Source organism: Mesorhizobium sp. LjNodule214 (assembly GCF_964252735.1).
In the GTDB taxonomy this organism is placed as follows: domain Bacteria; phylum Pseudomonadota; class Alphaproteobacteria; order Rhizobiales; family Rhizobiaceae; genus Mesorhizobium.
The window spans coordinates 1,640,102-1,653,325 of the sequence record NZ_CAXUPE020000002.1; the positions used below are offsets into that span (position 1 = coordinate 1,640,102).

General features: G+C 64.5%; 13 protein-coding genes. 9 read left to right on the forward strand and 4 right to left on the reverse strand.

The window, feature by feature from the left end; all coding sequences use genetic code 11:
- Positions 1-89: 89 nt before the first annotated feature.
- Positions 90-1,733 carry an MFS transporter gene (locus ACSQ3Z_RS21710; protein ID WP_436173319.1) on the forward strand — a complete coding sequence of 548 codons (1,644 nt, stop codon included), beginning with the start codon at positions 90-92 and terminating at the stop codon, positions 1,731-1,733.
- Positions 1,734-1,750: 17 nt separating this feature from the next.
- Here the strand turns inward: ACSQ3Z_RS21710 and ACSQ3Z_RS21715 are convergent, their stop codons facing one another.
- Both ACSQ3Z_RS21715 and ACSQ3Z_RS21720 read right to left on the reverse strand, forming a co-directional pair.
- Positions 1,751-3,532, reverse strand: coding sequence for a chloride channel protein (locus ACSQ3Z_RS21715; protein WP_436173320.1), 1,782 nt, complete (start codon positions 3,530-3,532; stop codon positions 1,751-1,753).
- A 173-nt stretch (positions 3,533-3,705) separates the two neighbouring features.
- Positions 3,706-4,005 (reverse strand): putative quinol monooxygenase, encoded by a 300-nt coding sequence (locus tag ACSQ3Z_RS21720; protein WP_436173321.1) that lies wholly within the window; start codon positions 4,003-4,005, stop codon positions 3,706-3,708.
- A gap of 107 nt (positions 4,006-4,112) precedes the next feature.
- Between ACSQ3Z_RS21720 and flhA the strand changes: the two genes are divergently transcribed.
- The 3 genes from flhA to ACSQ3Z_RS21735 are packed head-to-tail and all read left to right on the forward strand — an operon-like array spanning position 4,113 to position 7,337.
- Positions 4,113-6,200 (forward strand): flagellar biosynthesis protein FlhA, encoded by a 2,088-nt coding sequence (flhA, locus tag ACSQ3Z_RS21725; protein ID WP_436173322.1) that lies wholly within the window; start codon positions 4,113-4,115, stop codon positions 6,198-6,200.
- A complete protein-coding gene (gene fliR / locus ACSQ3Z_RS21730; RefSeq protein WP_436173323.1) occupies positions 6,197-6,949 on the forward strand; it encodes a flagellar biosynthetic protein FliR in 753 nt (250 codons plus the stop codon). Before flhA ends, fliR begins: the two co-directional genes overlap by 4 nt.
- 4 nt (positions 6,950-6,953) lie before the next feature.
- Complete coding sequence (locus ACSQ3Z_RS21735) at positions 6,954-7,337, forward strand: hypothetical protein (RefSeq protein ID WP_436173324.1); 384 nt, start codon at positions 6,954-6,956, stop codon at positions 7,335-7,337.
- A gap of 44 nt (positions 7,338-7,381) precedes the next feature.
- Here the strand turns inward: ACSQ3Z_RS21735 and ACSQ3Z_RS21740 are convergent, their stop codons facing one another.
- On the reverse strand, positions 7,382-7,993 hold the full coding sequence (locus ACSQ3Z_RS21740) for a transglutaminase-like cysteine peptidase (RefSeq protein ID WP_436173960.1): 612 nt from the start codon (positions 7,991-7,993) through the stop codon (positions 7,382-7,384).
- 108 nt (positions 7,994-8,101) lie between these two features.
- Positions 8,102-9,796 (reverse strand): alpha/beta fold hydrolase, encoded by a 1,695-nt coding sequence (locus tag ACSQ3Z_RS21745; protein WP_436173325.1) that lies wholly within the window; start codon positions 9,794-9,796, stop codon positions 8,102-8,104.
- A gap of 320 nt (positions 9,797-10,116) precedes the next feature.
- Here ACSQ3Z_RS21745 and ACSQ3Z_RS21750 point away from each other — a divergent pair, with 320 nt between their 5' ends.
- From ACSQ3Z_RS21750 to ACSQ3Z_RS21770, 5 genes are all read left to right on the forward strand, one after another.
- Positions 10,117-10,986, forward strand: coding sequence for a class I SAM-dependent methyltransferase (locus ACSQ3Z_RS21750; RefSeq protein WP_436173326.1), 870 nt, complete (start codon positions 10,117-10,119; stop codon positions 10,984-10,986).
- A gap of 249 nt (positions 10,987-11,235) precedes the next feature.
- Entirely contained in the window at positions 11,236-11,505 is a 270-nt protein-coding gene (locus tag ACSQ3Z_RS21755; protein ID WP_436173327.1) for a hypothetical protein, read from the forward strand.
- A gap of 91 nt (positions 11,506-11,596) precedes the next feature.
- Complete coding sequence (locus ACSQ3Z_RS21760) at positions 11,597-11,953, forward strand: NmrA family NAD(P)-binding protein (protein ID WP_436173328.1); 357 nt, start codon at positions 11,597-11,599, stop codon at positions 11,951-11,953.
- Positions 11,905-12,507, forward strand: a complete 603-nt coding sequence (locus ACSQ3Z_RS21765; protein WP_436173329.1) for an SDR family oxidoreductase — start codon at positions 11,905-11,907, stop codon at positions 12,505-12,507. The genes ACSQ3Z_RS21760 and ACSQ3Z_RS21765 overlap by 49 nt, the downstream gene beginning before the upstream one ends.
- A complete protein-coding gene (locus ACSQ3Z_RS21770) occupies positions 12,504-13,100 on the forward strand; it encodes a DUF924 family protein (protein ID WP_436173330.1) in 597 nt (198 codons plus the stop codon). The genes ACSQ3Z_RS21765 and ACSQ3Z_RS21770 overlap by 4 nt, the downstream gene beginning before the upstream one ends.
- The last annotated feature ends 124 nt before the right edge of the window (positions 13,101-13,224 follow it).

Consider the following 13,224-nt stretch of genomic DNA (forward strand, 5'->3'; position numbering starts at 1 on the left):
GTGGTGTTCGCCTCCCGCGCTGCCGTGCTCTACCTCCATGGGTGGCATGACGGTGAGGGGTACGGACGTAATCAGGCGGGACAGCATTGGTGATAGATGACGAGCCGGGCGGCGAACGCGTCTCGGCGCTGGCGCCCTTCCGGCACGGCATTTTCCGGGCAGTATGGTCGGCCAGCCTGGTGTCGAATTTCGGTGGCCTGATCCAGGGCGTCGGTGCCGCCTGGATGATGACCTCGATCGCCACCTCGTCCTACCAGGTCGCGCTCGTCCAGGCCTCGACCACCTTGCCGATCATGCTGTTTGCGCTGGTTGCCGGCGCCATCGCCGACAGCTTCGACCGTCGCAAGGTCATGCTGGTCGCCCAGACCTTCATGCTGCTCGCCTCGGTGCTCCTGACCGTCTTCACTTACCTCGGCCTGATCACGCCGTGGACGCTGCTTGCCTTCACCTTCCTGATCGACAGCGGCACGGCGCTGAACAATCCGTCATGGCAGGCCTCGGTCGGCGATATGGTGCCCCGCGCCAAGCTGCCGGCGGCCGTCGCGTTGAACTCACTGGGCTTCAATCTGACGCGCAGCGTCGGCCCGGCGATTGGCGGCATCATCGTCGCCGCGGCGGGTGCTGCCGCCGCCTTCGCCGCCAACGCATTGAGCTATGTCGGCCTGATCATCGTGCTGTTTCGCTGGAAGCCGGATCTGCCGGTGTCGACGCTGCCGCGCGAGACGCTGGGAGCGGCGATGGGCGCCGGCCTGCGCTATGTAGCCATGTCGCCCAACATCGGCAAAGTCCTGGTCAGGGGTTTTGCCTTCGGCTTCAGCGCTGGCGCGGTGCTCGCCTTGCTGCCGCTGGTGGCGCGCGATGTCGTCAAGGGCGACGCCCTGACCTATGGCATCATGCTCGGCGCCTTCGGCATCGGCGCGGTTGGCGGGGCACTGATCAGCGTGCGGCTGCGGCAGTTGCTGTCGAGCGAGACGATGGTGCGCATGGCTTTTGCCGGCTTCGCCGTCTGCGCTTTCAACGCCGCCATCAGCGACCACGCCTGGCAGACCGCGCTCGGACTGCTCGTCGGCGGCGCCTGCTGGGTGATCGCGCTGTCGCATTTCAACGTCACGGTGCAGATGTCGACGCCGCGCTGGGTGGTCGGCCGGGTGCTCTCGGTCTACCAGACGGCGACCTTCGGCGGCATCGCGCTGGGCAGCTGGATCTGGGGCGTCGTCGCCGACGCGCATGGCGCCGAGACCGCGCTGATCGCGGCAAGCGTCGCCATGCTGGCGGGCGGCGCCATCGGCCTGCTGCTGCCTTTGCCGCAGCAGGCAGTGCTCAATCTCGACCCGCTCAACCGCTTCAAGGAGCCGCATCTCGGGCTCGACCTCAAGCCGCGCAGCGGTCCGATCGCCATCATGATCGAGTACATCATCCGTGACGAGGACGTTCCGGAGTTCCTCGCCACCATGGCCGAGCGCGGCCGCATCCGCCGCCGCGACGGCGCCCGCAACTGGACATTGGCGCGCGACCTCGAAAACCCGGCGATCTGGATCGAGCACTACCACACGCCGACCTGGCTCGAATACATCCGCCACAACAGGCGCGCCACCCATGCCGACGCCGTCATCGGCGAGCGCATACGGGCGCTGCACAGCGGCAGCGAGCCGCCTCACGTCCGGCGCATGATCGAGCGGCCGACGACCGCCGGCACCGCGCTGGTGATGGCGAAGGGGCCGATCGAACACTAAACTCGTTCGCGCGGGACCTACCCCTCGCCCGACAGATCCCGCCGCGCCTTGTCGAGTTCTTCGGCATAGCGCCGCATCAGATGGCTTTCGGTCAAAAGGCCGAGCACGACGCGGTCGGCGAAGTCCTCGACCACGGCCAGTTCCTCGGCGCCGGCGCGCTGGAAAGTTTCGGCCGCCGACTGGACGTTCATGGTCGGCACCAGCACCGCATCCTTGAACTGGGCAAGCGTCCGTACCGGCGTCTCGCCGTTGGACAGTTCGCTGTGCAGTTCGGCCACGATCAGCACGCCGACATAGTGCCGGCCCTCGTCGACGGCGATGACGCGCTGCGCCGAGCCAAGCGGCACTTCCTTGCGGAAGTCGGCCAGCGTCGTCGCAGCGTCGATGGTCCGCACATCCTTGCGCATCATCGAGCCGACGGTGAGGCTGCGCATCCAGCCGACGTCGTGCGCGCTGCGGATCGTCTCGCCGCGCAAATGGAAGCGCCAGGTCGAGAACGAATAGCCGAAGGTTTCGCGCACCAGGATCGCCGCCATGATCGAGGCCGCCAGCACGACGCCGGTCAGCGTCAGGTCGCGCGTCGATTCCAGCGCCAGGAACGTCATGGTCAGAGGCCCACCGACGACGCCGACCGCAAGCGAGGTCATGCCGACGACGGCGGCGACGGCCGGATCGATACCGGTTGCCGGTGAGGCGACGGCCATCACCCCGGCGAAGATCTTACCGAGCAGCGCGCCGAGGAACAGCGAGGCGAAGAACAGGCCGCCGCGAAAGCCCGATCCCAGTGAGATCGCCGACGCCGCCAGCTTCAGCACGAAGACGCTGGCGACGACGGCGATGCCGTAGTTCATCGCGAATTCGCGATGCAGCGCGCCATGACCGCTCGACAGGACCTGCGGCGTGACCAGCCCCAGCAGTCCGACGAGAATGCCGCCGATGAAGGGCCGCAGCGAGGCGTCGATCGAGAGCCTGGCAAAGCCGCGCTCGATGAGGCTGACCAGATGCATGATGGCGATGGAGGCGGCGCCACCCAAAAGCCCGAGCAGCAGGAACGGCAGGTACTGGCTGGCGGTGAGTGCCGGCAGGCCGGCAAGCTCCAGCGGAAAGGGCACGCCGCCAAAGACCTCGGCGGTCAGCGAAGCGCAGATCGCGGCGGTCATCACCGGCGCGACATTGGCGACCGAATAGATGCCGATGACCAGCTCGAACCCGTAGAAGGCTCCCGTCAGCGGTGCGTCGAAGGCGGCGGCGATCGCGCCTGCCGCGCCGCAGCCGACCAGGATGCGGACGTCATTGCGACGCAGCCTCAAGGCGCGCGCCAGCCGCGATGCCAGCCCGGAGCCGACCTGCGTGTAGCCGGCCTCCAGCCCTACCGAAGCGCCGAAGCCGCTCGAGATGATCGTCTGCCCGGCAATGATGAAAGTGTCGGTGAGCGACATGCGTACACCGTAAAGCGCGTTGGCCTCGATCGGATCGACCGGGGTGCGGAACTTTCGCTTTCGCAGCCAGATCACCGACAGGCCGAGCAGGAAGCCGCCGATCGCCGGTATCGCTGCCTGAACCGGGTCGGACAAGGAAAACATCGCCGACAGCCGGCCGCCCGGCTGGACCCCGAACAACAGCCCATGCATGCCCTGCACCATCTGGCTCATTGCCGTGACCAGCACGCCCGCCATCACGCCCACGACACCCGCCAGGACGACGATCACGATACCGCGCGCCTCGAGCAGCGGGATCGATCTGATCAGCACCGCGCGAAGCCGGCGGGCATAGACTTGAGGTTCGTTTCTGGAAAGCACCGGAACGGCTCGCCGTAGAGCAAGAGGTGGAAAGCTGCCGCCTGATACGCCCGGCAACACTGCGTGGCAACCGCAATGCCGACTGCTTGTGGCGCCATTTTGGCACCGGCGCGGCAACCTTTGCACCCCGAACTTAGCGCGGAGCCAGCATCACCGAAATTGCCTTTGATTGATCAGGTCGGCTTGGCATCGCCTGCCTCGTAGAGCATCAGATTGCGATCGCCGATACCGAGCGTCGCCCAGCTTGCACGCCAGTCCGCAATGTGCGCCGACCTGAAATGCGCGTCGAGCGCGGCCCGATCGCTCCAGACTTCGGAGACGTGGATGAGCCCTGCGTCGAGGACATCCTGCGCATAGGAATATTCGATGCAGCCGGGCTCGGCGCGGCTGGCGGAGATCATCCGCTGCATGGCCGGTCTTGCCTCAGCGAGCTTGTCCGGCGGCAAACGGACCGTGCCAATGATCAGGAGCATGCGATTCCCCCCTTGTCTCAGGGCGCATTCTCCCACCCTCGCGCAAGCTTGGCCAGCTAGGCTCACAAGGCTGTCGCGCGCGGCAGGCTTATGATTTGAGGACGATTATGGCGATCAGCGAAAGCATTGCAGCCGGCACCGTTGCCAAGAACGGCCGCGACGTCTTCTTCGCGATCGGCATCGTCATCATCCTGGCCGTGCTGTTCCTGCCGATCCCGGCCTTCCTCATCGATATCGGCCTTGCCTTCTCGATCGCGCTGTCGGTGCTGATCCTGATGGTGGCGCTGTGGATCCAGCGCCCGCTCGATTTTTCCTCCTTCCCGACCGTGCTCCTGATCGCCACCATGCTCAGGCTGTCGCTCAACATCGCCACCACGCGCATGATCCTGTCGAACGGCAATGAGGGCACGCATGCCGCCGGCTATGTCATTGCCGGTTTCTCCCGACTGGTGATGGCCAGCGATTTCGTCATCGGCCTCATCGTCTTCCTGATCCTGATCGTGGTGAACTTCATCGTCATCACCAAGGGCGCTACCCGTATCGCAGAAGTTGGCGCGCGCTTCACCCTCGACGCCATTCCCGGCAAGCAGATGTCGATCGATGCCGACCTTTCGGCCGGCATGATCGACGAAAAGACGGCGCAGCTGCGCCGCCGCGAACTGGAGGAGGAATCCTCCTTCTTCGGCTCGATGGACGGCGCCTCGAAATTCGTCCGCGGCGATGCCATCGCCGGCCTCATCATCACCGCCATCAACATCGTCGGCGGCATTGCCATCGGCTACATCCGCCACGACATGGGCATGGGCCAGGCCGCCGATGTGTTCATCAAGCTCTCCGTCGGCGACGGCCTCGTCACTCAGATCCCGGCGCTGATCGTCTCGCTCGCCGCCGGCCTTCTGGTCTCCAAGGGCGGCACGCGCGGTTCGACCAACCAGGCGGTGTTCGGCCAGCTCGGCGCCCATCCGCGCGCGCTCTACGTCGCGGCGTCGCTGCTCGTCATTCTCGGCCTGATGCCGGGCCTGCCGCTGTTCCCGTTCTTTGCCCTTGCCGGCGGCATGGCCGCTCTCGGCTACATCATCCCGCTGCGCCACAACCGTGCCGTCGCCGCCGCCGAGGCGGTGAAGAACCAGGAGAAGGCGAACAAGGCCGAGGAAGAGAAGAATTCGGTCAAGGCATCGCTCGCCACCGCCGAGATCGAGCTGCTGATCGGCAAGCAGCTTTCGACAAGGCTGCTGGTGTCGCATCAGGAGCTGGTCTTCCGCATGGGGAAGATGCGCAAGAAGTTTGCCACGCAATACGGCTTCGTCGTGCCGGAAGTGCGCGTCGCCGACGATTTCGCCATTCCGCCGAAGAGCTACCAGATCAAGGTCCACGGCACCGTGGTCGCCGAATACCAGATGCGCGTCGGCGAGATCATGGTGCTGCTCGGCACCCGCGACGTGCCGGAACTTCCCGGCGAGGAGATCCGCGAGCCGGCCTTCGGCATGCGCGCCTTCTCGGTGCTCGAAACCTTCGCCGAGGATCTGAAGCGCGAGAACTACACCTTCGCCGACAACATGTCGGTGCTGCTCACGCACCTCTCCGAGGTCATCCGCAACAACCTGCCGCAGCTTCTGTCCTACAAGGACATGAAGGCGCTGCTCGAACGCCAGGATCCCGAATACCGCAAGCTCGCCGACGAGATCTGCACCACGCATATTTCCTATCCGGGTCTGCAGGCGGTGCTGAAGCTCTTGCTGGCCGAACGCGTCTCGATCCGTAATCTGCACCTGATCATAGAGGCCATCGCCGAGATCGCCCCGCATGTGCGCCGCACCGAGCAGATCGTCGAGCATGTCCGCATCCGCATGGCGCAGCAGATCTGCGGCGACCTCTCCGAAGGCGGCGTGCTCAAGGTGCTGCGGCTCGGCAACCGCTGGGACCTCGCCTTCCACCAGAGCCTCAAGCGCGACGCCAAGGGCGAGGTGCGGGAATTCGACATCGACCCGCGCCAGCTCGAGGAATTCGGCCAGGATGCGACCAAGGCGATCCGCAAGCATCTCGAGGCAGGCGAGCGCTTTGTGCTGGTCACCGCGCCGGATGCGCGTCCCTATGTGCGCATGATCATCGAGCGCCTGTTCACCACGCTACCGGTGCTGAGCCACGTCGAAATCGCCAAGGGCGTCGAGATCAAGGTGCTCGGGACCATATCGTGAGCGCGCTCTCGCAAGGCGTCGTGATCGCCGCCTTCCTCGCCTTCTGCCGCATCGGCGCCTGCTTCATGCTGATGCCCGGCCTGTCCAGCGCCCGCGTGCCGATCCAGGTCCGGCTGTTCGTGGCGGTCGCCGCCACCGGCGGCCTGCTCGCCTTCCTCTGGGACCGCATCTATCCCTTCGTCGATCCGCGCCCGCAGATCCTGGCGCCGATGATAGTCTCGGAATTGCTGGTCGGCGGACTGATCGGCGCCATGACCAGGCTCTACATGGAAGCGCTGCGCTTCATGGGTGCGGCCATCGCCATGCTGATCGGCTATGGCGGCACCGGCGGGCCGGCTATCGAGGAGGCGGAGCCACAGGCGGCCCTTGCCGCCATCATCTCGTTCTCGGCGCTGCTCCTGCTGTTCGTCTTCGATTTCGACCACGAGATCGTGCGCGCCCTGGTCGCCTCCTACACGGTCGCGCCGGTCAATGTCTTCTTCAACCCGCAGGCAGCGCTCGTCGATGTCACCGACACCGTGTCGGACGCTTTCTTCCTGGTCATCCGCCTCGGCAGCCCCTTCGTCGCCTATGCCATCCTCGTCAATCTGACGATCGGCTTCGTCAACAAGCTGACGCCGCAGATCCCGGTCTATTTCATCTCGCTGCCCTTCGTCATCGCCGGCGGGCTGATCATCTTCTATTTCGCCATCGGCACCATGCTATCGCTGTTCGTCGACGGTTTTGTCGACCTGACGCTCGCCCGGTAGGCAGATGACCACGCGCAAGGACCGCCTCAGGAAACTGGTCAAGGTGCAGGAGCAGCTGAAGGCGTTGCACGAGACCCGTCACGCGACATTCCTGACGGCCGCCGCTGCCGCCGAAGCCGAAGCCAAGGAACTGGTCGAGCGTTTCGACGCCGACCAGTCGCTCGCCGGCCTGTTTCCCGACCTCTACCATCGCCGCATCGCCAATGCGCTGGTTCGCCAGGAGGCGAGCCTGGAGAGCGCCAAACGGGAGGCCGCGCTGATCGCCACGGCGACCGCGCGCACCAACATGGTCGAGCGCGCCTACAAGGACGTGCGCCGACGCGACGAGCGCGAACGCTCCGACCGCGAGCGCTTAGACTTGATCGTGCAGAAGCGAGGACCCGAATAGCAGCGGAATTCCGCCGTAACGCTAAGCTTCGACCTGGGAAATTTTCAGCCGCCCGTTGCGGTCGTCCGAATAGGCTTGGCGCCGCCGATCCGCTCCCAGCGTTTGCCATTCCCCTGCGCCTGCCGGGCGAAGTAGCTGTAGGGAGTGCTGGACCAGTCACGGACGGAGTTCGTGAGATTGTCGAGCACCAGGTCGCCCTCACTGGTGCGCACCGTCAGCACCGTGTGCCCATCGCCGCCATAGCTTGCCACGGTCAACAGGAGCGCCGAAGCCGGCCAGCCGCGCCTCATCAGTTCAAGCTTCTTCAGGATCGCGATATCTTCGCAATCGCCAGAGACGGTCGGCACGCGCCAGTCGTCGTCCTTGCCGACAGCGACACGATCGCTGAGCTCCGTGATGCGTGAATTGACCGATTGGTTCACCTGCTTCAATTCCGAGCTGAGTTTGGCCTGCAGCTCAACGACCTTCTTTCCGCCGGCGGTACTGCACAGGCCGGGTTGGCGGCTGCAGAACGAATAGAAGGCGGGCGGCGCGAACGCCTTGCCCTTGGTTTCCATGGTCGTCCCTGCCTGCGCGGCAAACGGGCAGGCAAACGACAGCAAAAATGCGATCAGGGCGACATCGCGTTTCACAATCAACGTCTCCAGTGCGTGGATTTCAGGATGAGCGGGGCGAGTTAATGAGCGGTTTCTAAACTGCCCAATTTGGTCCCAAGCGAGGCAGCCTCGTTAACAGATTAATACTTTCTAAAATAAGAGTTGAGGTTATCGGCAGACAGCCAGAGTACGTCCAGAAGGAGGCCGCAAGGGGCACGCGGAAATCGGAGCTGCCCAATCTGCTCTGAAATTGACCTTCTTATGCCGTACTCTCTCCGCGAGGAACCGTTGGACCTCGTCCATGAATACAGGCCAGGCGGGTTCGTGGCCCAGAATGATGTGGCTCCGGCTCTCCAGCACGACGAAGCGGGCATTCGGGATGCCGATGGCAAGTTCCCGGCCTTGATCGAGCGCTATGCGCTGATCGTGTCGGGCGTGCAGCACCAGGGTAGGCGCGCGCAGCTGCGCCAACTGGTCGCGCACGTCGATATCGCCGAATGCATCCTGGAACCGAACGGCGTTGTCCGGCGAGGTGGTCTGGCGTTGGAATTCGTCGAACCAGGCAAGTTCGTCCGAGGTGCCATCGGGCATGAAAGTCTGCGAGAAGATATGGCGATATGCGGGATTGTTGGTGCCCCAGCCGAGCTTGGTCAAGGTCATCACCGCCCGACGCCGCTCCTGCTCTTCCGCCGAGCAGCCAATGCGCCAGCCTGCAGCGTAGCCTCCCACCAAAACAAGCGCAGAGACCCGCTCGGGATGACGCACGGCATAGGCGATCGATACCGCGCAGCCTTGCGACATGCCGAGCAGCGGGAAACGCTCCAGTCGTAACGCGTCGGCGACGGTTTCGAGGTCGCGGACAAACGCCTCGAAGCTGATGTCGTCCACCTCCCAGTCGGAAAGGCCGTTGCCGCGTTCATCATAGCGGATAAACGTACGTCCGTCGGACAGCGCCTGGAAAGTCTTGCTCCAAATCAGACTCTGCCAGTCGAGTTCGAGGTGATTGAGCCAGTTGGCGGCTTTGACCAGTGGCGGTCCCGAGCCCACGGTGGCGTAGGCGATACGTACTCCATCTGCCGCCTGGCAAAAGCCGATCGACTGGCGCTTCAGAAAACTGTGCTCCGGTGTTGCCGTCTCCGCCGCGGAGGGCGGGGGACCCGCTTCCGATACATCGTCGACCGCCAGCAACCCGGTATCCCTGGCCATGCGCTGGTAATTGCTCATCACCCCGGCGGCTTCGTCGCCGCGGCCGAGCCGCCGGAGCGTTCGAACCAGGATGCCGGCGGCCTGTTCCGAAGTCGGGTCCGCGCTTTGCCACTGGCGCAGCCATTTGATTGCGTCGCGGTCGCTGGTTTCGGGGTGAAGCGTGATGCGCTCCAGCAGACCGAGACGGAGTTGCAGGGCCTCCTCGCGCTCGGCCGCGAGCCAGGCCTGGTAGGCGTCAAGCTGCGGCAGATCGAGCCCGTCGAGCAAAGGCAGCGCCAGAAGCTTCCCCATTTCGTGCAGTTCATCGAGTGTGGCGGGCGGCGAAGAAGCCTGCAGTCGGCGGACGATTTCGACATAGTCCACCATCGCCGAGTCCTGGACCAAGGAGACTCGTTCACGATCGGCGCTCAGTTGCGCGGAGCCGGGCACGTCGACCAGGGCACGGATCTTGCTCAGCGCCCATCTCAGCGATCCGCGCGGATCGTCGGGCAGCTCCCAAAAAATCTCGCACAATCGCTCGCGCCGGTGCGGGCGACCGGTCAGCGCCAGATAGGCCAGCAGCGCGCGCGTCTTCTTGGACGGCGGCAGGGCGAGCTGGCGTCCGTCCGAGACGATACGCAATTCACCCAGAAGGCAGATCTGAATGTGCGATGACATTACGCCCCCGGCTGCGTACCCCCGCTCCCCGGTTGCTTTCAACGCAAAATACCACATTTGCGGTCGTTCTTACCACGCTGCCTACCACGCTCGCTTAAACGCGGCTCCCTGATCCTGCGACCACGTTGATCGCGTTAGATCGTCGGCGGGATTTTTGGTCCCGTGCCGTTGCGGGGCGGCAGATATCAAAGCAACTCGGACCCGGTACCGGCCCAGGACATGTTCTGGGCGAGGTGGAGCATGAGGCTCCGCCCGGTCGTACGGACCCGAGCGATATCGACAGCCCTCAGCACGAAACCGATTGTTGAGGAGACGGGGCAGTGCACACCAGCTTTGTCGAACGCCGGCCAGACGGCCGGACCGAAACCCTTGATACCAGACAGTATACGCTCGGCTATTCCGAAGGCGAATTCAAACGGCTGCATCTGCAGGGCGACTTCGTGCGTGACCTGACCGAGGATGTGCTGCGCCGGGCCGGACTGAAGCAAGGCATGCACGTGCTCGACCTTGGCTGTGGCGTTGGCGACGTTTCTCTGCTTGCCGGGCAATTGGTTGGCCCGAGCGGGTCGGTGCTGGGCATCGACCGGTCGCAGGATGCGGTCGAGGCCGCCGAACGGCGCGCCGTCGAAGCGGGACAATGCTACTGGGTGCGCTTCGCCTCGGCCGATCTTGCAAGCTTCGTTCCGGAGCGGAAGTTCGACGCGATCATCGGGCGGCTGGTCCTGATGTATTTGCCCGAACCGGCTGAGACGCTGCGCCGTCTGGCAGGCTTCTTGCGCCCAGGTGGCATTGTCGCGTTCCAGGAGATGTCGATGCCATACGCACGAAGCCTTCCGGCAACGCCACTTTTCACGCAGGCGTTGAGTTGGATCGTTCGGGCCTTCGCGCGGACAGGTTTCGAGACGGACATGGGCGGCAAACTGTTTTCGACCTATCTCGCTGCCGGCTTGCCCATTCCGCAGATGATCTCCGGCGCGCGCGTCGAAGGCGGTGCAGAGTCGCCAGGCTATGAGTACATGGCGCAAACCGTCAGAAGCCTCATTCCCGCTCTGGAGAGGATGGGCATCACCACTGCGGCGGATATCGGCATCGACGACCTTGCCGACCGCCTGCGCGACGAGGCTGTCGCGCATGAGGCCTGCATCATGTTTCCGCCGATGACCGGCGCGTGGACACGCTTGCCGCAATGAGACGCCAGAGGCCAAGTCCACCACGCGACGGTTGACCGGCAACAGCCACCATTTCGGCTGCTGTGAAGCAGCCCTCAGAACAGCGCACGAACACCAAGACAGCGTGCGCTGAACAACCTGCCGACGCGGATCCAGGAAGGATAGCGATTGGTCGGTTTCGCCTAGAGCATGAAGAAAGAGGGCCTCGTCAACGCGGTGCGGGCGGCGCGTTGAGGTCTGATGTTTAACTCTCAAGGATGGAGAATTGAAATGAAGAAGATCGTTCTTACCACTGCCACCTTCCTGTTTGCCTCCGGCATGGCTTTTGCCGGCAGCGACAACTATGGCACGGACTACATCCCTGGCGCCGGCAGCTATCCGAACGCCGGTCACCATTCGATGACGTCCGAAGGCGCCTACTCGGTCGACCTGAGCGGCACGGCGAGCATCGGCACTGCCGACAGCGCAGCGGCCCAGAAGGGAAATTCGAGCTTCGATATCCCCGCACCGGGTTATGGGCAGGGCATCTGGGGCCGCTGACAACAAAGTCGGCCGACACGGTCGACATCCGACTTCCAAGCGGCGGGCTCGCCCGCCGCTTGGAACCACCTCGCGACCGAGGAGCAAACTCATGTCTGATTTCCCCAGTTCAATTCTGGTCACCTGCGCCGGCGGCGCCCAGGGATCAGCCATCGTGCAAGCTTGCCGCGTGGCGGGCGCCACCGTGCGCGTCCTTTTGCGCAAAGGCTCGCCCGACCCGTTTGGCGACGGCGTCAACATCGTGCGCGGCGACCCTGCCGATGCCGACCGTGTCGGCCTCGCCTGCCTCGGCGTCGATGCGGTGGCGCTGACGCTGCCACTCAACGCCAGCCCCAAGGAAATTCTCCGCTACGGCCGCAATATGATCGATGCGGCGCAGGCAGCGGACGTCAGCTTGTGGTGTTCAACACCAGCGGTCATGTTTCCAGGCATTCCGGCACGGCGCTGATGGACGCCAAGGTCGAACTCATCGACCGTTTGAAGGCTTCCGGCCTGCCATCGATCGTCCTCAAGCCGACGCTTTACATGAGCAACATCGCCGCGCCCTGGAGCGCGCCTGCGATCGTCCACCGTGGCGTGTTCGCCTATCCGATGCCGTCGGACTTTCGTACCTCCTGGATCTCATGGGAAGACATGGCGGCCTATGTGGTTGAGGCAATGCGCCGGCCGGAGCTTGCCGGCGCGAGTTTCGACATTGGCGGCCCCGAGGCGCTGACCGGACAGCAGATTGGCGATGTTCTGTCCGACATTGTCGGCCGCCACATCGAGTACTATCCGGTGCCGCTGGCGGACTTTGCCACGGGCCTCACCGCGATGCTGGGCAAGGAAGCGGCCGAACAGGTCGCCGCCAATTACGCCTGGGTGCACCGGCAGCGCTCGATGCTGTTCGCCGTCGAGATCGCCGACACGATCGGCATGCTGCCGATCAAACCAACCTCGTTCGCCGACTGGGCAAAGGCTCAGGACTGGTCGGCGATGGCCGGCACCGAGAGGGCGGCATGACCATGGCAGCGATCGTGATCCAGGACCGGGCCGGTTCGTCCGCGCTCGAAAATGTGCCGCACGAAGCCGCCGAAGTCATCGACTTCTGGTGGCTGGTGGGCCCCATCGCATGGTTCGCCAAGGACACGGAGTTCGACCGCGTCTTTCGCGACCGTTTCCTGCCGCTGCACGAGGCGGCGGCGCGCGGCGACTGCGACGGCTGGGCGGCGCCGCCATACGGCGCCCTGGCGCTGCTGGTGCTGCTCGACCAGTTTCCACGCAATGCCTTTCGCGGCTCGCCGCGCATGTATGCGACCGACGAGAAGGCCCGCCGCGTCGCGGCCGACGCCATCGATGCGGGTTTCCAGAACGACGTGCACCCGACGTGGCAGTTGTTCTTGAGGTTGCCCTTCGCCCATTCCGAGAGCCTCGCCGACCAGGATCGCTCGGTGGCGCTGGCCGGCGAGACCGGCGGACCAAACCTTGAGCGCGCCGAACACCACCGCGACATCGTCAGGCGGTTCGGGCGCTTCCCGCACCGCAATCCGATCCTCGGCCGCGCCATGCGGCCTGAGGAGCAATGCTTTCTCGATGAAGGCGGCTTCGCCGGCTGACAAATGCGCGGCCGTTTCACCCAACCAAGGAAACAGATGTGAACTGGACCGAGATGATCGGCTTCCCCGGAAGCTCCTTCACAGTTCGCTTGCCGACAGGGCACCGATCATGCTCCTGCGCAAC